Source organism: Arthrobacter sp. TJ-238, from assembly GCF_058269215.1.
The window spans coordinates 256,146-279,467 of sequence record NZ_JBZCNH010000002.1 but is presented as its reverse complement, the minus strand read 5'-3'; the positions used below and the strand labels follow the sequence as shown (position 1 = coordinate 279,467).

Below are 23,322 nucleotides of genomic sequence, written 5' to 3'. Positions count from 1 at the left end.
GACCCGCACACCTGGTAAGCGTGCTGGTGGCGCCTCAGTACGTAGGCCTCCGCCGGCGTCGCCGCCTACCTGGAGTTCGCTATTGCCTGACGCTGGTGCTGCAATCCCACCAGCATGGTGCGGTTGCGTGCCCCGGTCTTCCGCAGCATGGCGCTCACGTGCTTCTCGACCGTCTTCACCGAGATGGCGAGGCGCGTAGCAATCTGCTTGTCCGCCAGCCCCTCGGCCAAAAGGTCGCGCACCTCGAGTTCGCGGGCCGTCAGTGATATCACCTCGCCCGTGTCCGCCGCACGACTCTCCGTGAGCCGCGTGAACATCGCCCCGTCCAGCAGGGCGTCGCCACGGGCGGCGGCGACGACGACGCGCGCCACCTCTGCCGGCGTGGAGGACAACGAGAGGAAGCCGCGCACGCCCGACGACGCGGCGGCCGCCAGGAGTTCGTCCGCGAAATGGTCGACGACGGCGACCACAGGCCGCTCGACGGTGTCCGCGTCCCTCACGCGGGCTTTGGCGTACCGGGACAGCAGGTGCTCGTCGAGGACGATCATGTCCGGCTGCAGGAGGGACACCGACTCGGTGAGGTCCTCGAGCGTCCCAAACTCGCCGAGTACCTGCACCGACGGCTCGGACGTCTCGAGCAGCCGGACGAGCCCGGCCCGGAGAAGGGGCTGGGTGCAGGCGACGAGGACCTTCCACCGTTCGCGGGAGGCGTCGCCGTTCGAGGAGTACGGCACCTGCGCCCGTATGCTCGTCCCCCAGCCCAGCGTCGACTCCACGTGGAGTTCGCCCCGCAGGTAGTGGGCCCGGGCTGCCATGCCGTGCAGACCGAGCCGGCTGCCCTTCAGGTCCGCACTCTCCTGGCCCTCGAACCCGCGGCCGTTGTCCTCGACGACGGCCGAAATGCCGGTGGTGTCGTAGAAGATGCCCACCCGGCACGCGGTGGCGCAGGCATGCGCCACCGCGTTGGCCACGGCCTCCTGGATGATCATGAAGAGCTGATGGGCGACCACGGGCGCCAGTTCGTGAGGATTGCCGGTCACAAGGAGCGTCACGTCCATCGGAGCGTTGGCGCTCACCCGGTCGAGTTCCTGGCGGACCGCTTCCTCCAACGAGCGGTCGGCCAGGCTGGAGGGGCCGAGTCCCAGCACGGTGCGGCGGGTCTCGAAGAGCGCCTCGTGGGCGAGCACCCGGGCGGCGTCGACGTGCTGGGTGGAGGGCGATCCGCCCGGCGTCGCCTTATCCGCGCGGTCGAGGTGCAGCAGGAGCGAGCCAAGGGACCGGCCGATGGTCTCGTGGACCTCCTGCACGGCACGCTCTCGTTCGCCAGCCACGGCAGCCTCGCGTTCCTTCGCGGCGGCGGCCTGGTGGAGCCGGGAGTTCATGATGGCGATGGCGGCGTGGTTGGCGAAGAGTTCCACGAGGGACGCGTCGGTATGGCTGAAGATGCGGCCGGGACCGTCACTGAAGATGGCGAACGTGCCGATGATGGTGCCAGCCCACGTGATGGGGACTCCGATGACGGCGCTCCCCCACCGAGGGTCCGCCGGGTCGATGTGGCCCGAGGGTACTGACGCGTAGCGGTCGAGGATGACGGTGCCGCGCGTCTTGACGATCTGCCCGGTGAGCCCTTCAGTCAGGGGGAAGGTCTGGCCCTCGCGGCAGCCGACGCCCTGGTCCACTTCCTTGCGGTAGTAGCCCTCGGCCTCGTGGACGATCGAGATCGAGCCGCTCTCGCACCCGAGGAGCGCCGCGGCGTGCCCGAGGACGCGTTCGAGGAGCGGGACCAGCTCGAACTGTCCGGCGAGGTCGCCGGCGAGGTCGGTAATGCGGTCCAGCTGTGAGGGCGGAGGGTTCTGCTGGCTCTGGGTGATGCTGGGCGTGGGAAGCTGCTGCATGTACGGCACCTGTCTCCTGCGACCGGGCGCGACGCTGCGCACGGGCCTTCAGGATAGCGGGCCGAGCATGAGCCTCAACCGGCTTCGACTACGTCCTCTACCGTTCGGGATCGTTCATGCGCCCATAACGCATGATCGAGCTCAGTCGGGTTCGTTTCCAGAGCCTCTGCAGCGGTAATCACGATCTGCCGCGCTTCTTGGGGGGTTACCTGACGTCCAGTGGCTTTGCTGACCGCAGCAACAATCCAGGTGTCTGCTTTGACGCCGGGCGTGCCGAGAAGCATGCAGAAGTACTCCCAGGTAACTGCACCGAGACCATGAACCTTGGTGTAGGCCTTTTTATGCTCTGAATTTGCCCCCTCCAGGTCATCCGCTTGCACGACGCCGACATCGACCAAATTTCGCGCTGCTTCCTGGATGGCCGACGCCTTCGTGCGCCCACTGATCATCTGGTCATTGAGTAGACCCTGAAGCTCAGCCGCATCGAGAGTAACCAGACGTCGTAGGTCGTTAGCAGGCGAGTCAGGTGAGACTGCGGATACGTACCTGCTTACGGAGCCGCGCACCCCGTTGGTCTCTGATCCGTACTTTGCTTGTATCGACAAAACCGCGTCGATGAGCGCGGCCTCGATAGCTCCGGCGCGTCCGCCGGGCCAAACAACCCACTCTTCTCGGGGGAACTCTTTCTCAATCATTGCTTGCAGTAGCTCTACGTCAGTCATTGTCAGCCTCTTCCTTCTACTGGTCACGGCGGTACTCAAAATCTGCAGGATCGTCTGCCAATCACTACGACTCGAGATGGAACTCCACGCGGTACTTCATAAACCTGATGTTTCTGGTCATCGTGAGCGCTCGTTTGATCCGAAGGTCGTCCGTTCGTGCGATGATCACGCCCTCGACCGTCTGTCCCGGTTCAAGCAACTCGTCCTGCACGTACCCCATGTAGCGCTGAATCTGACCCACGACTGCGTCGCTCGCTCGATCGCGCTTCAACTCAACTACAAGAAGGCGCCTTCGGTCCTTGCTAATCGCGAGGATGTCCATCGGCCCTGTATCGGAGGGGTACTGCTGGCCAACGGGAAGTCCAGCCTCTGTGTAGATGTCATATTCCTGGCCCAGTTGAGTGTTACTCCAGTTATGTACAAGGAAGTCCTCGAGTTGCTTCTCCATCTGAAAAGCAACTTCCTCAACGATGTCTACCGGAGCTAGCACATGGTCAGTGCTGGCAGTCGTCGTCAGGCTGGTCAGCTGGGCCAACTCTGATGCGTAGGGGGTGAGTGAAAAGACCGTCATCAACGAACTAGCTGATCGTGCCAACTCCGCTGACATCAGATCGCGGTCGAACGTACCTTGCCACTCGACGCGGCGGCGGTGCGGCAGCTCCGTGCCTGGGTGATACTCGTATCCCCCAGCTACCGTGCCAAATGCGTAAGCACGATCCGGTTTTGGGGCAAGCACCACGTCGCCGACGCTCAGCCCGGCGCATGCTACCCATAAATTTCCCGTTGCAAGGCCCGCTGCAATCTTGGTCTTCTCAGGATTGCGCTCCAGGAACACCTGCTTCAAGGCCGCATGGAACTCCTTCGGGTCCGACTCCAAATAGGGCTGGATGTCGTGGTCCCCGATGAAGTCGACGCCAAGATACCCGGCCTGAGTCATCTGCTCGGTGTAGATGCCTCGTTGTCCTTGACGGACTACCCAATAGTCGATCCTGATCACTGCCTTCCGTATGAAAATCAAAACCGGCACTCAAAGATCTTGAGCGAAACAGATCGCCGCAGATGTGTGAGTCTCAAATCCTGTGCAAACCTACGCGACGTGGCTGATGAAATAGGCCATCGGCACATATCTAGCCGTCGAACTGCTCGCATTCCTCAGCACCGCCGCTACTGCGCCACCGCGGCCGCCTCCGCAAAGACATCTGCCGGCATGCTGCGGTGCAGCTTCCACGTGATGGCAATCGGCTTCTCACCCGAGTGCTGAACGTAGTCCACCGCGCCGAGGCAGGTGTACGGCACAGCGAGTCCGGTCTCGTCCTCCGCGGTGGGCCGCGTGAAGATCAGCACGTGAGAATCGTGGCTCTTCCGATCGAGGTAGCGCCGTCCAGTCGGGCTTGCGGACGAAGTAGCGTTCTGCGATTCCCAGTGAAATAGCTCAGGGCTGATTGCGTAGTCCTTATACATCGTCGACGCTGAATGGTTCTTGTCGTCCTTGTTGAGCGTGACGAAGAAGGCATCCGTCGAGGTTTGAGGACACCAGGCAACGCCCTCGCGGTGCTGCACGTTCTTCCCTCCTTCGAGGGAACCGTAACTCAGCGCGGCGAGTATCTCCTCCCGGCGGTATGTCGCGTGCGACAGAAGTGGGATGTGCTGCAATCCCAAGCCAAGGCTCTTGCCCGCGTGACGCGACGTTGCCACCCCGAGCTCAATCAATTGCTCAATTTCGCTACACACGAAGCGGTATCGGCGAAGGTGGCTGAGGCCGGCGTCGTACGTGCTGAATCCGCCTCCGTCGTTCCAGAGTGTGTAGAACAGCATTCGCGCGAAGGTCTGCTCGCGCGGACCGAGGTCGGCGTAGGGCGGGCACGACGGATCAACGAGTTTTGTATAGGCCGCTCCGCGCTCGGGATCATCGACGTGCAGGAAGCGCACCATCCGACCGAGAAGCTTCTGCTCGTCCGGACTAGATAATGCAAGGATCTGCTGACCAGTGCCAGCTTCCGCGAGAGAGCCGATCAAGCCGGCCTGACGCAGGTAGCCGGTCCAGGAGTCCTTGGTGTTCCGATACAGCTGCTTAAGGTCATTGCCGGACTTCTCGAGATACGAAGCCAAGTTCGTCTCACCGTAGGACGCGATGTCCTGAACGAGTTGCGACCGACTGAACCGCAGCTGAGACCGGATGTTGTCGAGGACGACCTTCTGAGCAACACGATCGAGGATGATCTGCGATCCCGACGGAAGGTATGGGAGCTCGTCCTCCACCGCTTTCGCAAGTTGTTTCCGTCCGAAACCTGTGAGGGCTCGGTACCGGAGGTCGAACCGGAACTCACGGCGTTGTTGGCCGATGAAGTCCAACACAGTGAGTACGGACTTCCCTTCAGCTCTCCTAAGTCCACGGCCGAGTTGCTGGAGGAAAACCGTTGAGCTCTGGGTGGGACGCAGGAGGAGCACCGTGTCCACCTGCGGTAGGTCGAGGCCCTCGTTGAAAAGATCAACGGTGAAAAGACAATTGATCGTGGAGTCTCGCAACTGCGCGAGGGCGAGCGCTCGCGCTGCCTCGTCGGTACCACCATCGACAGCAAGCGAGCGAATCCCCGCTCGGTTGAAAACCTCCGCCATATAGTGCGCGTGCTGAACCGATACGCAGAACCCGAGTGCACGCATGTCGTCGGTATGAGTGACCTTTTCGCGCAATTCTCGAATCACCTTCGCTGCGCGGGCGTCGTTACCCGTGTAGAGGCGGTCCAGTTGCGCAACGTCGTAGTTGCCGCGCTTCCATTCCAAATGGCTGAGGTCGACGTCGTCTGACACTCCAAAGTAGTGAAACGGCACCAGGAGGTCAGCGTTCAAAGCATCCCAGAGGCGAAGCTCGCTTGCCGTCCGACCATTGAAGAACTGTTGAGCTACGTCTACGCCGTCGCCCCGTTCAGGAGTGGCAGTCAGACCGAGCAACTGCTGCGGGCGGAGATGGTCGATAAGGCGGCGATAGCTTGGCGCCATCGCATGGTGGAATTCATCAATGACCACGACGTCGAAGGAATCTGGTTCCAGCGCTTCGACTCCGCGTGAGGCGAGCGATTGTACTGAGGCGAAGACGTGGTTCCACTGCGTTGGCTTGTTGTCTCCCACGTAGAGCTCGCCAAATGCGCCATCCTGCATTACGGTGCGATAGGTACTCAGCGCTTGCTTCAAAATCTCCTGCCGGTGGGCTACAAAGAGCAGCTTGAGACGTCGACCCGCTGCTTCACAGAGACGCTGATAATCAAGGGCGGCGATGACGGTCTTGCCGGTGCCAGTAGCCGCGACCATGAGGTTCCGCGAGTGGCCCTTGAGTCGTTCAGACTCGAGATCCTCGAGCATCTCGATCTGGTGCAGGTACGGCTCTACCTCAAGCCCGGTTTCGGCCTTCGGGGCACCGGTGCGTCGACCGCCGTTGCGTTCGAGCGCAGCATCAAGTTTGGCGCCGTCCCGCTCCGGGTCGTAGGACTGGAAGGCGCGCTGTGCCCAGTAGCTATCAAAGGTCACCTCGAACTTCTTTAGGAGGTCTGGCGTGGCGACGGAGCTGAGGCGCACGTTCCATTCCAGCCCGTCGACCAGAGCTGCCTTGCTCAAATTCGAGCTTCCCACGTAGGCCGTGTCGAAACCGGTGTTTCGGCGGAACAGCCACGCCTTTGCATGTAACCGCGTCGCTTGCGATTCGTAGCTGATCTTGACCTCGGCGCCGTATCGAATCACCAACTCGTCAATCGCTCGGCGTTCAGTAGCACCCATATAGGTGGTCGCTATGACGCGAAGTTTCACCCCACGCTCGGCCAATCGCTCGAGAGTCGGGTGGAGTAGCCTGAGCCCGGTCCACCGAACGAAGGCACAGAGAAGGTCGACGGTGTTGGCGGACTCCATCTCAGCGCGCAGCTCCGCCGCCAAGTTCGGTTCATCTCTGCCGTTCGTCAGGAGCGCTGAGTCGGAGAGCGCCGTCGTGGGCCGCCGCAGGTCGCGCCGCTTCACTGACTCGGGCTTGTGTAGCGATAGGAGTTGTGACGGCCCCTGATCGATCGCCTCGTCCGCTGACAACGCCACTAGGAGTTGATTTGCTAGGGCGAGTCGGCTTTCTGGCTCAGCTTTCGACATCGCAACACTCAGCGCCCCGGCAAGGTACTGGGACACAGCGACAAGAGCATCGCTCTCGCTTAGCGGCTCCACTGTCGCTTCGAGTTCAGGCAGGCTAACCAAGCGCTCTAAGAGCGAGCGAGTAACGAGCGTTTCATAGAGGCCTTCGGCTAGTCTCTGCTGCGCCATTCCTCCAGTGATATTTTCCACCGTCACAGAGTATGCCGGAGCTGCAAGAACACCGGCAGATTGACATGCTGGAACGTACGCGGCGCTCGCATGAGCGTTAGCTTTCAGGGATGATCCTCCGATAATTGACCTTGCGTCAACCTAAGTTGACACAAGGTTGGAAAGTGGCACCCCAGTCAAGAGTTCGTCAGGAGAACAAGCGAACCACGTTCGTCGGTGCAGGTTCTTCGTGTAACTGTGCCGCTTCCGCTGTACCCATTCCGGCGCCAGGGGCCCAGTTTTGCAGGAACTGTGGGGCTATGCCCAAGTCGTTTGAACCCTTCAGATAGGGCGACTTCCCGTACTGCCTTTCTAGAAGCTGGCGAAGTAACAGCGAGCTTTCAGACTTGACTTCCACTGGCTCGGATTTCCGCCAGCCTCGGTAAGACACCTGCATCATGAGCGCTTTGCGCCGACTATCGGAGAGAAGTCCTAGCGCATACCCACGGGCGATGATGGCTTGTACAGATACGCCCCAGGTTGCTTTCATTGCCACAAAGCCGTTGAGTGACAGCGTCTCTGAGACTTCGCTCCGCATCGCACCTTCTGGGATCAGTAGGGCGCCCGCAAAGCGGTGCGCTTCTCGTTCCTTGATTTTTGCGCTTACGTCTGGCCGTTCCGCATGGAGCACTATGTGTCCCAGCTCGTGAGCTTTGGTGAAGCGCTCTCGATCCCCCAACATGCCTGATACGTAGCCAATGACGGGCCGGACTGAGCTTTTAGAGGCTCGCGATGCACCATCGTGTCCGTCGAGAATGCCGTCGTCGATTGAGGCAAGTGAGGCGACGACTATTCCTTTGCGCTCGAACGCTCTCGTGAGGTTCAAGATGGGATCCTCAGGCTCCAGCCTTAAGTGCGCCCGAACTCGTTGTGCCAAAGCTTCAATGTCATCTCCGTCAAGATCATCTTCAGCAGTAGGCAGTTCAGGGCGTGGGTAATCCGCGCTTTGACCGAGGTCGGTGGCTACTCGCTCGAGTTCTTCAAACCGTGCCGTGGCAGCATCTCGGCTGCTTGCGGAGGTTGTTGACAGCTTGCGGAAGGACAGCACACCTGAAGGCGGTGTGCTCGACACTTCGAAGAAGGAGGCTGGCGTCTTCGTAATTCTTGCTAGATCGAGAACGACAGCATCGGTGACGGACCGCTCTCCCCGCTCCATGAGGGAGATGAGGGGCTGGCTCAGTCCTGTGAGTTCGGAAAATTCAGTCTGATTGAGCGCGAGAAGTCGACGCAAAGTAGCTAGACGCTTACCCCGCTGCTCCGCCTTCACCTTCAAGCTCCTCGTCTGTATCGATAGCAATCATCAGGTCTTCTTCATGGTCCTCGCCGACGAAGCGAAGCTCCTCAAAAGCTGTCCGTGTGGGGGCGAGATCAAGGCTGAAGTCGATCGCGATTTGCCCCGAGTAGCGACCGGGTTCGAGCGGCCGGACTGCTCGCACGTTGAAAGCTCCATCAGCACCGGGAGACCACAACCGGAAGTAGGTTGTGAGTAGGCTTCACCTCGAAAAGCGCTTCCGGTCCAAGATCCAGCATGGGCGTATTCCGCCAAAAAGCTCGCCGAGTCGGACTGTTGCCGGCATGCGGCACTGTCCACGCAGGGGGTCTGCCGTCCTTCAAGAACCGCAGGGCAAGGTCGCCAGCTTCATTGCTCAGAGTTAGCTGACCCATGCGGTTAGGATTGCCACCCAGAACCCATACGTCGAGCCCCCATTCGGTGAGGTACTCGCGAACGCCGAGCCGCATGATTCCTGATTTTAGGAAAGACATTGCACCAGCGTGCATGTATCCGGACAAGTACTTGGAAGCGTCCGCGTCGGCCGTGGCGAGAGCTTCATGCAGTGGCTCGACGAGCGTCATCAACTCTTCGTGCAGGTATCTCGCCAGTACATCATCTGAGTTGACCATGGTCCACCTTTCTATAGGTGTAATAATATTACACAAAAAATCAGGCAAGTCTCGCCCGTCGCTACCTTCGCTTATCGATGCCGACCCCGGCGACGCCCTTGATCCTCCTCGAGGATGTACTTCACCCGGCCGAGGAAGATGATCGCGGCGTGGTCATGCTCTCCACGCAAAGCAGGGATAGATCTGACGTGCACACCCGGGACTGTGAAGACGTGTTCGTACTCAAGGGTTGTTCCCATAGCATCGGCCGCCAGTCGGTAACTCGTTCTGGCCGTCGGGTCGTTGGTCGCCACGTAGCGCACAACAGCGTGGCTCTCAGGGATTTCCTCGACGACTTCAATGAGTTGAACATGCTCAGCACCATCGCGGGAGGCTATGAATCCCTGCATGTCCCCTACCCCGTTTGGGGTGCCTGGCACACGGAACGATCTGACGATCGATGGATCTAGGAACAGGGCGGCCTCGGCTGGCCGAATGAACGCCCACACTTCAGCCGGCGATGCTGAGATGTGAGCGGAGTGTGAGACCCGGACAACCTGATCGCTAGTGCGCTGTATTAGCAAGCTGCATCTCTTTCTACTTGAGCATCACGGCTGTGGAAGCATTCGAGGCTACCCGTTCCGCACCTCCCGCTGCTATCGAACCTGTGGTTGAACCTACGGTCGAGGTGCAGCAACCGAGTGCTGAGCCTGCCGGCGGGAATCGCTGGTCGGCCAGGGTGAAGGAGTAGCCGCGCACGGACACGCAGTCGCCATTCGAGCCCGACGACAAGTTCGACCGACTCGTCCACAGGACGAACGAAGCTGAAGCGTTAGACCGATTCGTCCGCCGAACGCCGCTCAGCCATGTACGCGCAGCCAGGGGCGCCACCATCGGTAATCTTCGGCGTAGTTCAATCCCTACAATCTCATTATGACAACACGACGAATCGCACCGGCGGTTCTCGCGCCGCTCCAAGATGCCCTTACGGCAGCGTACTGGTGGAAGCGTGACCTGAGGATGTTCCTCGATGCATCAGTAAGAGACCGGGAGCTGGTGGCGCGGCTGGACTTCACGCAAGTAAAGCGTCAGGTTATTCGGGACCTCATTCGTAAGCTCGATGCAGATCAACACATCTATTTCGAGACGCTTCTCAATCTCCTGCTCGCAGTAGCAGACATTCAGGATCCCGGGTGGCTTAAGCGTGTTGAGGACGGGCAAGAGAAGTACGACGAGGCAGTAGCGGCCCTGGATACTCTGCGGTTATACGTGGAGCCATACCGCAAAATGCGTTCGCAATCAAACCAGGCCGAACAGCGCAGGATAGTCGCGCAGGAGCTCGCAGCGGCCCAGCTCGTAGTCACCGAGCAACTGAGCGAGCTCAACATCCTATTCGAGTCTCTGAGGGACCTTGACCGACAAGCACGCGGATACGCACTGGAGCGACTCCTGACCCGGCTCTTTAAGGTCTACGACATCGATGTGAAGGGACCCTTTCGCATCGAAGGAGAGCAGCTTGACGGCGCGTTCACCTTCCAAGGCACCGAGTACCTTCTAGAGGCAAAATGGAACAAGGCCCTCACACCCTTGGAGGATCTGGAAAAATTTCGGGGCAAGGTCGGCCGCAAACTCGACAACACCCTCGGCCTGTTCGTTTCCATCAACGGGTTCACGCCAAGCGGGGTCGAATTGTTCGGGAAGGGAGCCCGCCCAAACCTGATTCTCGCTGACGGAGGAGACCTGGCCGCCGTGATGCAGAACAAACTCTCATTACCCGAGCTCTTAATCAGAAAGCGGCAACGTGCCTCTAGAACAGGCGAGATCCTTGTCTCTGCATGGACTCTGATTGGCGAGTAGCGCATGGATGAACGAGTGACAGACACCAACCCCCTTCCCCCACACATGGATCTCATCCATTCCGCTCAGAGCTGGCTTGAAGCAGCACTTGCTGCCTGGGTAGCTGAGGACTACGGGAAGGTGGCTGTGCTCGCGCCGTTAGCTGTAGAGCACCTAGGCAAAGCAATTCTGTGGAGGAAAAACCCTGTGCTCCTAGTACCTCTAGGTCCCGGGTCGGAGCCCTCGCTGTTGAGCCTGGCGCTCAAACCCGATCTACACGACCCAAAGCTCAGAACCATAAGTCTCGATGTTCTCCTACAGCGACTTAGCGACATCCTCGACGACTTCCCCGTTGAAGCGGCCCGCAGGAAGCGCTTAGTCGCGACCAGGAACGGAGCTATGCATGTTGGATCTGCTCTCTCAAAGCTCGTCCTAGACGACTGCCTCAACCTGTGCTGGTACTTCTTGCAGCACCTAGAGCTAAATCCAAAGGCTTTCTATGATCAGTACTACACCGTAGCTGTCAGCCTGCGTGATCAGACGAGAACACGGATCGACAATCTGGTCATCTCCAAGCGTGCCGCCGCCCAAACTGTTCTGCGGAAGAGAAGCCTCGAGCTGGGGAGGGCTACGGCCAAGGCTGCCAACCAAATGCTAGAAGCTGATCGTTCAAACGCCCTCACCGGAAACGGTTTCGAGCTTCACCTCGAGGGAGCCGACTACACATGCCCGGTATGCGCCCACACAGGGCTTCTCTTCGGTCGAGTAGATGTTGACTCTGATGTCGAATGGGGAAGCGAACAAACCGGGAACGGTGAAATTGTCTCCTACATCGTGAGCGGCGAATGGATACTCACCCATCACCCTGAAGCTTTTGCGTGCAATGTCTGTCGGCTAGTCCTCCGCGGAACCGAAGAGCTTGCCGCCTTTGAGCTACGAACGAAGAGTGCAGTGGTTGACCAGGCCCTTCTGTCTGAAGACTTTGACCCTAGTCTTCACGAGTTCAAGGAGTATCTGCGCGACCACCCCGAATTTTAGCCGGACACTAGGGCATTGCTTGATGGAGGCATGGAACTGCAGATAGTTGAACACGAGTGAGGGGCGCTTCCTGACGGGAAGCGCCCCTCACTACGTCGCTCGCTCCTGCGCTGAGAACAAACGCTGTAAGACACGTTGCTGAGACAGAACCTGCCTGTCGACTCCCCCGCCGATACTGGAGTCCGACCACCCGTTGCCGAGTCGTCACATCCGCCTGATCAAAGAATGGCGGTCTCAACCGGTCAACGCACCACTACTTGGGCAGGATGAGTGGCCGAGGTGCGTGTGGAGTTCACGACGGAGCAGCAAGCGATCTGGGAGGGGTGGCGGGACGATGAATCGTTCCGCCAGGTCGGTCACCGGGTTGGGCAACCGGCACATGTGGTTCAGTACTTCCTGCGGGGTCATGGCGGCATCAAGCCGGATGTTCCTCGGCGGAACCGCCGGCACCTGACTCGTCAAGAGCGCGAGGAAATCTCTCGCGGCATTGCAGCAGGGTTGTCCATCCGCAGAATCTCCACGGGCCTGGGGAGGTCTCACTCGAGTATTTCGAGGGAGCTCGCGCGACACGGTGGACGAGCCGCCTATCGGGCAACAGCCGCCGAGCAGGCAGCCCATGTCCGGATGAAGCGACCGAAGCTGACCCGGCTCAAGCAAAGACCGGCGCTGCTGCAGGTCGTGAAGGCGAAGCTCATCCTGGGGTGGTCGCCCCAGCAGATCGCGGCCTGGCTGAAGCTGGCCTATCCCGAGGACCCATCCATGCGCCTGTCCCACGAGGGCATTTACCGGTCGATCTACTACGTCTACCGCCGTGAGCTCGACCGGGCATGTCCCAGCATCTGCGCTCTGGGAGCACTATCCGCAGGCCACGGAAGGCAAAGCAATCATTGGGCCGCGGCCGGTTGAAGAACATGGTGCCCATCACCGCTCGGCCGGCATCGATCGAGGACCGTGTCGAGGTGGGGCACTGAGAGGGAGATCTTGTCATGGGAAAGAGACCTTCCGCGGTGGCGACGCTGGTGGAGCGCACTACCCGGGCCGTCAAAGTCGTCCATCTCCCCGACGGATACAAGGCAGATGCCGTACGCGTCGCCTTAACTCAGGCGTTCAAGACGATTCCAGAGCCGTTACGCCGGTCGTTGACCTGGGACCGCGGCCGGGAGATGGCGGAACACCAGCAGCTCTCCACGGACCTGAGGATGAACGTCTACTTCTGCCCCCCCCCCCCCCCCGGGAAGCCCCTGGCAGCGCGGGTCGAACGAGAACACGAACAGAATGCTCCGCCAGCACCTCACGAAAGGCTCCGACCTCCGACGGTTCACCGCCAAAGACCTCGATGACATCGCGAACCTCATCAACGACCGTCCCCGGCAGGTTCTGAAATGGGCCAGCTTCAACGAGCTCTACCAAGCCCAGATCACCACCTTCAACCAGCCCGCGATACTCTCAAAATCACAGGTGGTGCGTTGAACGGTTGAGACCGCCGTCTTTTCTCGAGACCCTATAGAGCGGCAGCTACCACCCGGAATGAAGAGAATTTCCGATACGGCACCGAGGCAGCAAGTGGGCCACCCGAAGGCCGCGGAAGAAGCGTCAGTTGATCAACTTTTGCGGGGTACGGCTTCGATACCAATAAATCTGGGAAACGGGAAGACGACGGCGTCCTCAGTGCCTCGCAACTCCTCAAAATGGGAGAGCTTGAGGCCACTTCTTTGAAGCGCATCGAGGTATCTACTGAGCGGCCGATGTACGTGAGTTGCGGGCAGCGCAAACTCGTGTGTGCTGGTCTTGAAAGGCCCCTCAACCAGTGTCTCTTTTGAGTAGTCGAAGCCAAGGTTGCTTGCGTATCCCCAATACAAGGGCCAAAAGGCGGGGTGTGTGAACGTGATGAGAACTCTGCCGCCTTGACCAAGATGCGCAAGAGCCGCGCATACGTCGTCGACGCGGAGTGCATCCATCAGCACCATGTTCGCGACGACCAGATCAAATCGGGCCTCAGGATTATCCGCCGTCCACTCTTCGACGGTAGCAATTACGTAGTCACTTTTACCGTCGTGTTCGCGTGCGATGGCAATACTTGAAGCACTGGGATCAAGCCCTATGATTCTTCTGTCCGAACGCTGGAGGCTAGAAGTGAGGCGCCCTGTCCCGCACCCTACGTCGATGACAGTTCGTGCTTCGCCCAAGCGGTTGAGCACCCATGGCTCGAGCACAGAACTGAAGGATGCGTCACGGTCGGCAACAATTTGTTCGTCTCTCTCCGGTGCAATCAAGTCCCACTCACGAGTGACTTTGTCCTGACTCTTCTCTGAGAAGAATCGAATTTCTTCATTCACCCCGCGCCTCCGACATAGCGCGTCGCCTTATTAAGCGGAATAAGTCATCCGCGAGATGGATCGCTGGATCATCCTTCGAATCTATTGTTCTAATCGTGTGCGCGTTTCTTGTCCCGTGGCCGATCGCAACCCATGCATCGGACCTAGACTGGTTGACCAACGTGAATCGGCTTGCAAACTTGAATTCTTCGTCGCCGTAGTAATACGCAACTGCGCCCTTTTCCTCGAGATCCGAGCTAAGTTTATTCGCGCGAGGCATTACTAATGTGAGCGACTTTTTGGAGGCTTTGTCAAAGAGAGCATCGTGGGCTTTTCCCTTCACCCAACTCAGGTCGTTGGACGAGATTACACAGCGCTCCTGGGTGCGAAGCATTTTGGTCATGTGATTCAGAATCTTCTCGTCGCGCCGATGTCCGCGATAGCGAACAGGACGAGATCTAAGGGTGCCGATAATCTCCCATACCGCCGCCACGGCAGCAACGAGCAAGACAATGGAGCCTAGGACCAATTTCCAGGGAGTATCGAACACGCTTTTCAAGTCGTTGGCAAGCAAAACGCTTGCAACGACCGCTAAGAAGGCAGCCAGCTGAGTCAAGATTGTCCGCAACATGACCCCGACTCTACCGGCTGCCTCGTCAGATCATCTCAAGCTATACGACCACGACCAGTCCAGAAACCAACGATGAGGGTTATGAACTGGGCTCGCGCGACAGTAAGGAAATCCTCGAAGCGTTCGGCACATCGGCACAACCAGCGGAGACTAGAGAGCCTCCTTCAACGTGGGGCCAACGGCCCGATTGCGGATTAGGTAAGTCCGGGGCCGAGGTCCTCTTCGCGATTCGCAAACACCTCGCATATAGCGATGTCACGCCAAATCGCTGTCGCCCCACTCCTCGTGCCCGAGCGGCGCTTCGTTCAGCTCGTCTCGACGTGCTCGCCAGGCGGGAAGGACCTGGTCCATCAAAGCCACGAACTTCTCGCCGTGCCCGCGCTCGAGCAGGTGTGCGAGCTCGTGGACGACGATGTACTCCAGGCATCGCGGGTCCTTCTTCGCCAACTCCGGATTGAGCCAGATCGCCCGTGACGTTGTGACGCAGGTGCCCCACTTGGTCTTCATTCGGCGTACGACGAGTTTGTCCGCCTCGACCCCGAGGATCGGCTGCCACTTCTCCAGCAGCGCGGGCACGGCGGCCTTCAGCTCACGCCGATACCAACGATCGAGTGCCCCGAACCGCCCGGCGGCGTCGGTTCCGGGTGGAGTGATTACCCAGAGCGCGTTTCCCTTGGTCTCGACGCCATATGCACCGCTCGATTTGGACACTTCAAGGAGATACCGCTGCCCCCACACGTAGTGGGTCTCCCCCGAGACCATCCTGCGCTCCGTTTGCCTGTCAGCGTTCTGAAACTGCTCCTGCTGACGCTTGATCCACGGCAGACGCTGTACGACTGCGAGCCTGATCGCGTCCTCAGTCGTCCGCAGCGGAGCAGCGACCCGCACCCGGCCCACCGGGGGGTAAACGGAAATGTGCATGTTCTTGATGTCCTTATAGACGACATCAACATCAAGCCCGGAGATTGTCAGGTAGCTGCTAGCGGTACTCATCGTTGTTCTTCAACAATTCGATGAATTCCGCCAGGCAGTGTTCTTCGATGCCGGAGAGTTCTTTGCGTAGCTCACGGGCTAGCGCACGTTCCTTCATCCTGCCGGCACCAGTGTCGGCCCATCCGTGTTCCTTGCTCGATTGGATTCGCTGATGCAGTGCTTCGTAGTCGACGATCAGATCTACTGGATGCCACACGAAGTCCACGATGGCCCGACGCGCGGGTGTGCTCGCCCACTCCGGGTAGGTCTTGCCGTCTGCTGCCTCGCGGGTGCCCACCTTCTTCGTCAGCTCGATGAGCTTGCGGAGATACTCCGCGTAGTCCTCGGCGTCTTCCTTCTGTTTCTCGAGGAGTGCATCAAGGAGCTCGGACATGTGGTCGTAGTACCGCGGGTTCATCGCATGCTCGTCCACGATGGTTTTGCGGACGTTGTTAATGATCGTCTCCGCGGTGGCCGCGCTGCTGCCCTTGATTCCGGGTGGCAGCGTGTCTACCGCGCCCGGCCCACGCTCAACGATCAGTTCGACCAGAGACTTTTCTAGGTCGGCCACCTGTTCGACGGGCTTGGCGCTGATGTAGGTGTCGAGCAGTTGGCGCATCCCGGCCTCGTACTGCTTCATGTCGATGTTCTCGCCGGCCCCGGCCTCAACCTCGCTCTTGACGGCAGCATAGTGCGCAACCTCGTCCTTGATCGACGCTATCTCAGCCGCCGTGTAACCGGCCGCGTCCATATCACTGGCAACGGCTCCGAAGGCGCGTACGAGGGTGGCAACGGACTTGTAGAGCAGGACGCGTTTGGGCTCGTTGTCCTTGATCTGGCCTGCATCGCCGGGTGTGGACGCCACGAAGTAATGCTGGTATTCGCGAATTCCCTTGGGCGATGCGACCGGCTCGCACAGAGCACGGACGGCGTCGAGAGCATCTTCGAGGTCCTTGCGGTCCTGCTCGCTGCGGTCAGAGATCAGGCCCGCTACATCGTCGTCTTCGTACTCGCCGAAGGCCTCGGAGGTGTAGTTGGTGACGGTCCTGTCGAGTGACTTAAACAGGTTACGGTAGTCGACGATGTACCCGTAGGTCTTGTCGTCGCCGTCGAGACGGTTGACGCGGCAAATTGCTTGGAAGAGGCCGTGGTCGTACATCGTCTTGTCGATGTACAGGAATGTTGCACTCGGCGCGTCAAAACCAGTCAGGAGTTTGTCGACCACGATGAGCAGCCGCATTTGGCCGGGCTCTTTGATGAACTTCTTCTTTACGTCAGTCTCGAACTCATCAACGCGGCCGATGGCCTTGTCGGGATGCTCGCCGAAGTAATCAGCAAGCATCTGCCGATAGATCTCGTACTTGCGGAGATCTTCCGTGTCGCCCTCGCCCGCATCTTCCTTGGAGATCACAGTTGGGTTGGGCTTGTAGCTGGTAACAATCGCGACCTTACCCTTGAAGCCGCTTTTTACGAACGCCTCGTAGAACGTACAGGCCTGGTAAACCGAGTCGCTCACCAACATGGCGTTGCCTCGCCCGCTGAGCAACCGCGGTTGAGTCTCCATGTCCATGAGAATGTCCTGGACAATCTGCGCCGAGCGGGGCGCGGAGGAAAAGACCCTCTGCATCGTGCCCCACTTCTTTTTCAGCCGAGCCTTCGACAGGTCAGTGAGGTTCCGGGTCTTGGCATCGAACCACTTATCGACCGCGGCAGAGCCTTGCAGCTCCTGCTCGACCTTACGGGCCTCGTACTTCAGATCGAGTACGACGCCATCGCGGACGGCCTCGTCGAACTTATACGTGTGGATAAACGAGCCGAAGGTCTCGATGCTGGTCTTCTTGTCGCTCTTCAGCAGCGGTGTGCCGGTGAAGCCGATGAACATCGCCCCTGGCAGAAGGGCCTTCATGATGCGGTGCATCTTGCCGCTCTGGGTGCGGTGGGCCTCATCGACGAATACGAACATGTTGCCCTTGGCGCTGAACTCGGCCGGGATCTTGGTCTCGAGTTCCTTCGCGAAGTCCTCAGCGTCATTGTCGCGAGCTTCGTCATCGGTGCCGCGGAACTTATAAACCAGAGAGCACATAAGCGGCGGGTTTGATGTGTTGAGCATCGTAAGCATGTCCGCGCCCGACTGCGTACGGATGATCTTTTCGCCGACCCCGGAGAAGCCGCCCTCGATCTGCTCGTCCAGCTCCGTGCGGTCAGTGATTACAAGGATGCGAGCATTATGCTGGGTCTCCAGGATCCACTTGGCCAGCCACACCATCGTCAGGCTCTTGCCTGACCCTTGAGTGTGCCAGATCATGCCGCCCTCGCGCTTTCCGATCCGATCCTGGGCGGCCCGGACGCCAAAGTACTGATTGTGGCGCGGGGACTTCTTGACGCCCGCGTCGTAGACGATGAAGTCGTGAATTAGCTCCAGAAATCGCCCCTTGGCGCACATCTGGGTGATCGCGAGGTCGAGGTCAGCGTTCTGGCCTTCTTCCTTCCACCGCAACCAGTACTTTTCCGGAGTCTCAATCACCCCGTAGTGCAGCCCCTCAACATCATTGCCCGCGAACAGCAGCTGGATTGTCGTAAAGAACGGGCGGACGAAGTCATGACGCTGGTTGCCGATGTTCTGACGGATGCCACTGGCGACGCTCACCGTCGAGCGCTTCAGTTCGATCACACCAAGCGCGATCCCGTTCACGTAGAGCACGAGGTCGGGGCGCTTCGTGTGCTCGCCCTTGACCGTGACCTCCTCTGCCACGACGAAGTCGTTTTTCGCCGGGTGGGTCCAGTCAATCAGGTGAACTGACTTGGTGGTCTCGCCGACATCAGTCTTGACCTTCGCACCGTACCGGAGCAGCTCATAGACCTTGCGGTTCTGGTCATACAGCGAAGAGCCGCCGCCGTGGGCTGCGGCAGTCAGGAGCTGCTGCACCGCTCGGGAGACCAAAGCTTCGTCATACCCACGATCGAGCAGGGAAGCGCGGAGCTTCGCCTCGTCGACGTTGCGGTTGTCCTGATCCTTCAGGTTCCCGCCATAGCTGTACCCGAGCTTGTCCTTGAAGAGTTCGACGACTCGGCGCTGTGTCTCGCGCTCCTTCTGACCGACCGTGCTCATGCTTCCTCCGTCACTGGCAGGCGGGTGCGCCCCGTCAACAGCTGCTGCATCATCCCAACCTTCACAGCACGCGCAGACTCAAGCCGGCGCTCCAAAACTTCGATCTCAGCGTCAGCATTCTGCAAGACTTTGGCAATAGCAAGCTGCTCCTCCGTTCCCGGTAGGGACAGCGCGATGCTTGAGACATAACTACGAGTCGTGGCAAGTACCTTCGTACCTGCGGCCAACCGAAGCAAGGCGGCACGAAATGCGGGAATGAACTGGACGTATGCCTTGAAGCCATCCGCAAGCACAGACTTGTCAAACCGTGCGGCAATGGTATGAAGCCCCGGAACGACTCCCTCTGGTGGCACGTCCAAGATTTCTACCGATTTGCCTACTCCATCCGGATCTTCAGACGCATCAGCAAATATCAAGTCCCCAGGGATCAAACGACCAGCACGAGACGCGAGGCGTGATGCTGCCCTCGGCATGCTCTCGGTCGCCGCATCAAGAAAAACTGCACTGCGCGTGTGGATGTCACCATAGTGCAGGTAACGCAGAGGAGATTCTCGATCTAGTTTGTCGCGAGACAACGCAACGGTACGAACATAGGTGACGTGCTCGCCGAGAACGACCTCACGCCAGTCACCGGTGAAGCCGGGAAGCCGGGTGCGGCCGATGAGGAGTTCCTGCATCATGCCCTGCCTGACATCACGCTTCTTAGCGATCAGCCGCTCCAGTGCCGCTGCGAGGTCATCAGCATCCTGTAAGGTTTCGGCAATTTGACGCTGTGCAGCAAAGCTCGTCGGAAGGGCTACTCGTTCGGCATGAAGGTCGTTGCGATTTACCCCAGGCACGCCGCTTTTGCCACTATGTGTTGAAAAATCGACTCGCTGCAGTAGGTAGTAGACAAATTCCTTATCGTTGCCATGGAAATCAGAAACCCACAAGGTGGTGTTCAGGGGCCAAAAATCCGTGCGTTCAAGAAATACTTTACCGATAGTTCCATATCGGCCGGTTACTACCCCCGGTGCTTTAACCATGGCGCGATCATGCCATCCGCTCCTTCCGGAGGAGCTGATTACGGGAACTTCGCCCCGCCGTCGGAGGCGAGTGGGCAAGTCGAAGCCACGCTGAAGTGTTGCGACTTCCCCTAAGTTCGCTTTAGTCCACTCGATCAATGAGTCACGCCCATGGAAACAAGGTGTTGTGCGACTCGCGCGCTCAACTTTTCGGCAGTGGATTCGAGTTCGTTGGCTGTCGCCTGATATCGACCTGCGAGCACTGCCAACCGCTCGACCAAGATCTGCCCGAGCGCCGTCACCTCGCCGTAAATCTGCCCCTGGAGCGTGGCACCCCATTTCGCATCAACGACCAGGTCCTGGACCTCGACCTCGGTAAGTGTCTTGTACTTCGCGACGGCCTTCTCATTGAGCACAATGCTCGCATCCTTGAGCGCAGCCTTCGCCTTGGTCTCCGCTGCATATAACTTAATGACCTTGATGAGCGCGGCCATTTCGTCGGCGTCGCCCTTAGTAGCCTTGAGATCCTTGAGCGCAGCTTTCGCGCCGGCGTTGGTCAGCTTGCCCTCATCTTCGGCTACATCAAAGAGCAACCCTCCCTCAATGGCGTGTTCCTCAATAAACTCAGCGATCGCTAGGGATGCGGCATCTCGTGCCTCAGTCAAGCGGTCAAGCTCGGCCTGCTCGGCAGGGAAGTAGCGGGCGATCACGTACTCGGGCGGCAGGAGATCCATGACCCAGCGTTGCGCCGTCACACCAGTGCCGAAGACGATGTGGGCGTCTTCGTACTTGGGCTTGTCGTTCTTGTCCTTCCAAGTGCGTGCGGCACGCGGCTGGACGGCCTGGATCCATCCATCGCTGACGATCAGCGACAAGTCATCGTGCATGACGTCGTTCCAATAGCTCATAAGCTTCTCGTAGACGCCATACTCGTCGATCAACGGTCGTGGCCGGAACGCATGTAGGAGTGCCTCCGAGATGTCGTGGATGAGGCCAGCGGGTTTGGTGTCTGGTCTGATCGCCTCGAGCATCTCCCGTTTTCCTGCCCACCACTGCCTCACCGTGTTCCCTGTGTCGTGATCGAAGGCTTCGTACTCATCGGATCCCCTGACTGCGGTCTGGATCTCGTTCCGCGCGACTTTGAACTTCGAGTAGCCGTCGCGCAGCGGTGCGAAGAGTTCACTACGGAGGCTGGGGAACGCTTCCCAGTAGGGCTGGAGTAGCTCAAGGTCACGGTTCGGGATGCCACCGAGCATGTGGGCGCCGAGGTCCTGGACGTCCTCCGGCGCAGAGGCGTCGATGTAGCGCGGGATATTCAGGTTGTAGTCGTTCTTCGGATTAGCAATCTCACTGATCGGCACCATCCGGGAGTAACGCTCGATCTCTTTGCCGCTGGTGTAAGCGTCGACGATCTTGTGCATGTCCCGCGGGCGCAGTCTGTTCTTGGGGCCGTCCTTGGCTAAGCCCTTGCTCGCGTCGATCATGAAGACGCCGGTGCGCGCTTGAGCGTTCTCCTTATCGAGCACAATTAGGCAGGCGGGGATGCCGGTGCCGTAGAAAAGATTTGCAGGCAGACCGATAATCGCCTTGATATAGCCACGCTTGATCAGCTCGGTACGGATCCTCGCCTCGGAGTTGCCGCGAAACAACACTCCGTGCGGGAGGACAACGACACCTTTGCCTCGTGGCCGCAAGGACTTGACCATGTGCAGCAGGAACGCATAGTCGCCGTTCTTGTCAGGCGGCGTGTCGAATCCGTCGAAGCGACCATAGGAGGGATCGAAACCGTTGGTCCAGGTCTTGACCGAAAACGGCGGATTGGCCACCAAGTAGTCAAACGTATGGAGGTTGCCCTGGTAGTTGAACTTCGGATCTGCCAAGGTGTTGCCTTGGCGCAAGTCATGGGTTTCGTTGCCATGGAGGATCATATTCATGCGCGCAAGCGCCCAGGTGGCGTTGTCGTTCTCCTGGCCGTAGATTGTGAGCCCGTTCGGTGCTGCGTCGGCGACCTTGATCAGCAGCGATCCGGAACCACAGGTCGGGTCGTACACGGTGGTGGATTTTGGGGTGTCGGCGGGGATCTGGAGCAGCTGTGCCATTACGCGGGAGACCTCGGCTGGGGTGTAGAACTGGCCCTTGCTTTTGCCCGACTGCGTGGCAAAGTGCCGCATGAGGTACTCGTAGGCGTCGCCTAGGAGGTCATCCCCTTCGGCTTTGGATCCAGTGAAGTCCATGTCTTGGAAGATGCCGATCAGGTTCGAGACCTTGGCCTGCAACTCCTTGCCGGAGCCCAGCTTGGCGGGGTCGTCGAAGTCGGCGTTGTTGATGACGCCCAACAGGTCGTTCTCTTCGGCGAGACGCCGGATCGCGACGTTGACCTTTTCCCCGACGTCGGGCTTGCCTTTAAGCGAGATTAGGTAGTCGAAGGAACCGTCGTCGGGGACATAGATGAGCGTCGACTTATCTGCCTTCGCCTTATCGGAGACGTACTTCACGAACAGCAGCGTGAGGACGTAATCCTTGTACTGGCTGGCGTCCATCGACCCGCGCAGCTCGTCAGCGCTGCTCCACAGTGAGGAGTACAGATCAGATTTTTTCAGCGCCACAAATTGCTCTTTCTACTATTCGAATAGGTGGATCCCGTGTCCAGCGCAGACCTCCCTGACTCACCAACGCTGCTCAGGGCCTTTTGGGACATCGCTTCCCTCAGAGGCTGTGGACCCTCCGCTCTGGATTCAAGTGTCGACCTCGGTCGTCGAGAACATCCAGAGCCTGCCGACCTCCTGGACCGGCACGGAGCAGGCCCCCGGCAGTCTCGACAAGGTGCAGTGGAGGCTGGCTATGGCACGCCCTGGTGAAGTTCGAACTAGCTACTTTTCCCCTGGCTCGCAGCGGTTCTTTCGTGACGGAACTCCACCGAGTTGCGATCCAACTTGCAGGAGACGAGCCATGGCCCCACAACCAAAGAAGGATAGCTCACTGAGCTGCACAGGACGATCTAGGAGGTTGCGAACGACCTTTGAGGCTCAGTTGACGGGTTCGATTTTACAAACTGGCCCCTTGTCAGGCTAGAAGGCAAACTCGGAAAGCCGCAAACTTTCGGGCATTCAGTCGACCCTCCTGCCAGTCGAACTGCCTCATCACGAGTGGGAGCGCCTATGGGAGCGTAGTCATCCGGAGACGTTGCGGTTCAAGCGAAGACGTCCGCGCTGCAGGCAAACCACCAATGTACCCTCGCGCTCCGGCACACAGCATAAGGACCAACGCCGGCATGACAACATGCCACATGGTGCAATGCCAGATCGGCTCATTCCTTCGACGTCGTCGGCTGGTGACTGGGTGGGACGGATCCGCGGCGAGGCACTGAACCGGCTCGCCGCGGATGGGCTCCTGAAGCTCAGTCGCAACAAAGGCGCGCAGGTGGTCAGCTCCTCCCCCGCGGACATCGCCAGCCTGTGCGACGTGCGGGCCAGCTTCGAATCGCACGGAGTGCTGATCGATCCCGGATCTCACAAGGGACGATGCCGACGAACTCGCGTCGCTGTCGTGCGTCTGGAAGAGGTAGTCGCGGCGGGCGACAACACGAA

16 protein-coding genes and 1 pseudogene are annotated in these 23,322 nt (G+C 59.3%); 3 read left to right on the top strand and 14 right to left on the bottom strand.

Translation table 11 applies throughout. The features are described 5' to 3' along the window. Nucleotides 1-65: 65 nt before the first annotated feature. From AC4D2O_RS04595 to AC4D2O_RS04560, 8 genes are all read right to left on the bottom strand, one after another. Nucleotides 66-1,895 carry a hybrid sensor histidine kinase/response regulator transcription factor gene (locus AC4D2O_RS04595; RefSeq protein ID WP_490905428.1) on the bottom strand — a complete coding sequence of 610 codons (1,830 nt, stop codon included), beginning with the start codon at nucleotides 1,893-1,895 and terminating at the stop codon, nucleotides 66-68. A gap of 74 nt (nucleotides 1,896-1,969) precedes the next feature. Continuing rightward, nucleotides 1,970-2,617, bottom strand: coding sequence for a DUF8548 family protein (locus AC4D2O_RS04590; protein ID WP_490905427.1), 648 nt, complete (start codon nucleotides 2,615-2,617; stop codon nucleotides 1,970-1,972). Between the two features lie 64 nt (nucleotides 2,618-2,681). Then, entirely contained in the window at nucleotides 2,682-3,614 is a 933-nt protein-coding gene (locus tag AC4D2O_RS04585) for an endonuclease NucS domain-containing protein (protein WP_490905426.1), read from the bottom strand. 167 nt (nucleotides 3,615-3,781) lie between these two features. Beyond that, complete coding sequence (locus tag AC4D2O_RS04580) at nucleotides 3,782-6,910, bottom strand: DEAD/DEAH box helicase (protein ID WP_490905847.1); 3,129 nt, start codon at nucleotides 6,908-6,910, stop codon at nucleotides 3,782-3,784. A gap of 187 nt (nucleotides 6,911-7,097) precedes the next feature. Next, nucleotides 7,098-8,216, bottom strand: coding sequence for an ImmA/IrrE family metallo-endopeptidase (locus tag AC4D2O_RS04575; RefSeq protein ID WP_490905425.1), 1,119 nt, complete (start codon nucleotides 8,214-8,216; stop codon nucleotides 7,098-7,100). Further along, nucleotides 8,194-8,385: a hypothetical protein gene (locus AC4D2O_RS04570; RefSeq protein ID WP_490905424.1), complete on the bottom strand. Its 192-nt coding sequence runs from the start codon at nucleotides 8,383-8,385 to the stop codon at nucleotides 8,194-8,196. Before AC4D2O_RS04570 ends, AC4D2O_RS04575 begins: the two co-directional genes overlap by 23 nt. Before the next feature lie 13 nt (nucleotides 8,386-8,398). Continuing rightward, nucleotides 8,399-8,851: a hypothetical protein gene (locus AC4D2O_RS04565; RefSeq protein WP_490905423.1), complete on the bottom strand. Its 453-nt coding sequence runs from the start codon at nucleotides 8,849-8,851 to the stop codon at nucleotides 8,399-8,401. 71 nt (nucleotides 8,852-8,922) lie between these two features. Next, complete coding sequence (locus tag AC4D2O_RS04560; protein WP_490905422.1) at nucleotides 8,923-9,414, bottom strand: SRPBCC family protein; 492 nt, start codon at nucleotides 9,412-9,414, stop codon at nucleotides 8,923-8,925. A gap of 349 nt (nucleotides 9,415-9,763) precedes the next feature. On the opposite strand from AC4D2O_RS04560, the gene AC4D2O_RS04555 reads away from it, so the two are divergent. The 3 genes and pseudogenes from AC4D2O_RS04555 to AC4D2O_RS04545 all read left to right on the top strand — a co-directional run bounded on the left by AC4D2O_RS04555 (nucleotide 9,764) and on the right by AC4D2O_RS04545 (nucleotide 13,174). Continuing rightward, nucleotides 9,764-10,687 (top strand): restriction endonuclease, encoded by a 924-nt coding sequence (locus AC4D2O_RS04555; protein WP_490905421.1) that lies wholly within the window; start codon nucleotides 9,764-9,766, stop codon nucleotides 10,685-10,687. 15 nt (nucleotides 10,688-10,702) lie between these two features. After that, entirely contained in the window at nucleotides 10,703-11,704 is a 1,002-nt protein-coding gene (locus AC4D2O_RS04550) for a hypothetical protein (protein ID WP_490905420.1), read from the top strand. Nucleotides 11,705-11,983: 279 nt separating this feature from the next. Then, nucleotides 11,984-13,174, top strand: a pseudogene (locus tag AC4D2O_RS04545) (IS30 family transposase). A 131-nt stretch (nucleotides 13,175-13,305) separates the two neighbouring features. On the opposite strand, the gene AC4D2O_RS04540 reads toward AC4D2O_RS04545, so the two are convergent. From AC4D2O_RS04540 to AC4D2O_RS04515, 6 genes are all read right to left on the bottom strand, one after another. After that, entirely contained in the window at nucleotides 13,306-14,040 is a 735-nt protein-coding gene (locus AC4D2O_RS04540; RefSeq protein WP_490905419.1) for a class I SAM-dependent methyltransferase, read from the bottom strand. Next, complete coding sequence (locus tag AC4D2O_RS04535) at nucleotides 14,033-14,650, bottom strand: hypothetical protein (protein ID WP_490905418.1); 618 nt, start codon at nucleotides 14,648-14,650, stop codon at nucleotides 14,033-14,035. The genes AC4D2O_RS04540 and AC4D2O_RS04535 overlap by 8 nt, the downstream gene beginning before the upstream one ends. Nucleotides 14,651-14,905: 255 nt before the next feature. Further along, complete coding sequence (locus tag AC4D2O_RS04530) at nucleotides 14,906-15,643, bottom strand: M48 family metallopeptidase (RefSeq protein ID WP_490905417.1); 738 nt, start codon at nucleotides 15,641-15,643, stop codon at nucleotides 14,906-14,908. Then, the gene (locus AC4D2O_RS04525; RefSeq protein WP_490905416.1) at nucleotides 15,630-18,731 is read right to left on the bottom strand and encodes a type I restriction endonuclease subunit R; all 3,102 of its coding nucleotides are present in this window, start codon (nucleotides 18,729-18,731) and stop codon (nucleotides 15,630-15,632) included. The genes AC4D2O_RS04530 and AC4D2O_RS04525 overlap by 14 nt, the downstream gene beginning before the upstream one ends. Next, nucleotides 18,728-19,894, bottom strand: coding sequence for a restriction endonuclease subunit S (locus AC4D2O_RS04520; RefSeq protein WP_490905415.1), 1,167 nt, complete (start codon nucleotides 19,892-19,894; stop codon nucleotides 18,728-18,730). Before AC4D2O_RS04520 ends, AC4D2O_RS04525 begins: the two co-directional genes overlap by 4 nt. Continuing rightward, the gene (locus AC4D2O_RS04515) at nucleotides 19,891-22,341 is read right to left on the bottom strand and encodes a type I restriction-modification system subunit M (RefSeq protein ID WP_490905414.1); all 2,451 of its coding nucleotides are present in this window, start codon (nucleotides 22,339-22,341) and stop codon (nucleotides 19,891-19,893) included. The genes AC4D2O_RS04520 and AC4D2O_RS04515 overlap by 4 nt, the downstream gene beginning before the upstream one ends. Nucleotides 22,342-23,322: the final 981 nt, after the last annotated feature.

Excerpts from the sequence above, each read along its gene's own strand:
- AC4D2O_RS04590 (WP_490905427.1), bottom strand. The coding sequence starts at position 2,617 with ATGACTGACGTAGAGCTACTGCAAGCAATGATTGAGAAAGAGTTCCCC.
- AC4D2O_RS04555 (WP_490905421.1), top strand. The coding sequence starts at position 9,764 with ATGACAACACGACGAATCGCACCGGCGGTTCTCGCGCCGCTCCAAGAT.
- AC4D2O_RS04580 (WP_490905847.1), bottom strand. The coding sequence starts at position 6,910 with ATGGCGCAGCAGAGACTAGCCGAAGGCCTCTATGAAACGCTCGTTACT.
- AC4D2O_RS04595 (WP_490905428.1), bottom strand. The coding sequence starts at position 1,895 with ATGCAGCAGCTTCCCACGCCCAGCATCACCCAGAGCCAGCAGAACCCT.
- AC4D2O_RS04565 (WP_490905423.1), bottom strand. The coding sequence starts at position 8,851 with ATGGTCAACTCAGATGATGTACTGGCGAGATACCTGCACGAAGAGTTG.
- AC4D2O_RS04525 (WP_490905416.1), bottom strand. The coding sequence starts at position 18,731 with ATGAGCACGGTCGGTCAGAAGGAGCGCGAGACACAGCGCCGAGTCGTC.
- AC4D2O_RS04535 (WP_490905418.1), bottom strand. The coding sequence starts at position 14,650 with ATGTTGCGGACAATCTTGACTCAGCTGGCTGCCTTCTTAGCGGTCGTT.
- AC4D2O_RS04530 (WP_490905417.1), bottom strand. The coding sequence starts at position 15,643 with ATGAGTACCGCTAGCAGCTACCTGACAATCTCCGGGCTTGATGTTGAT.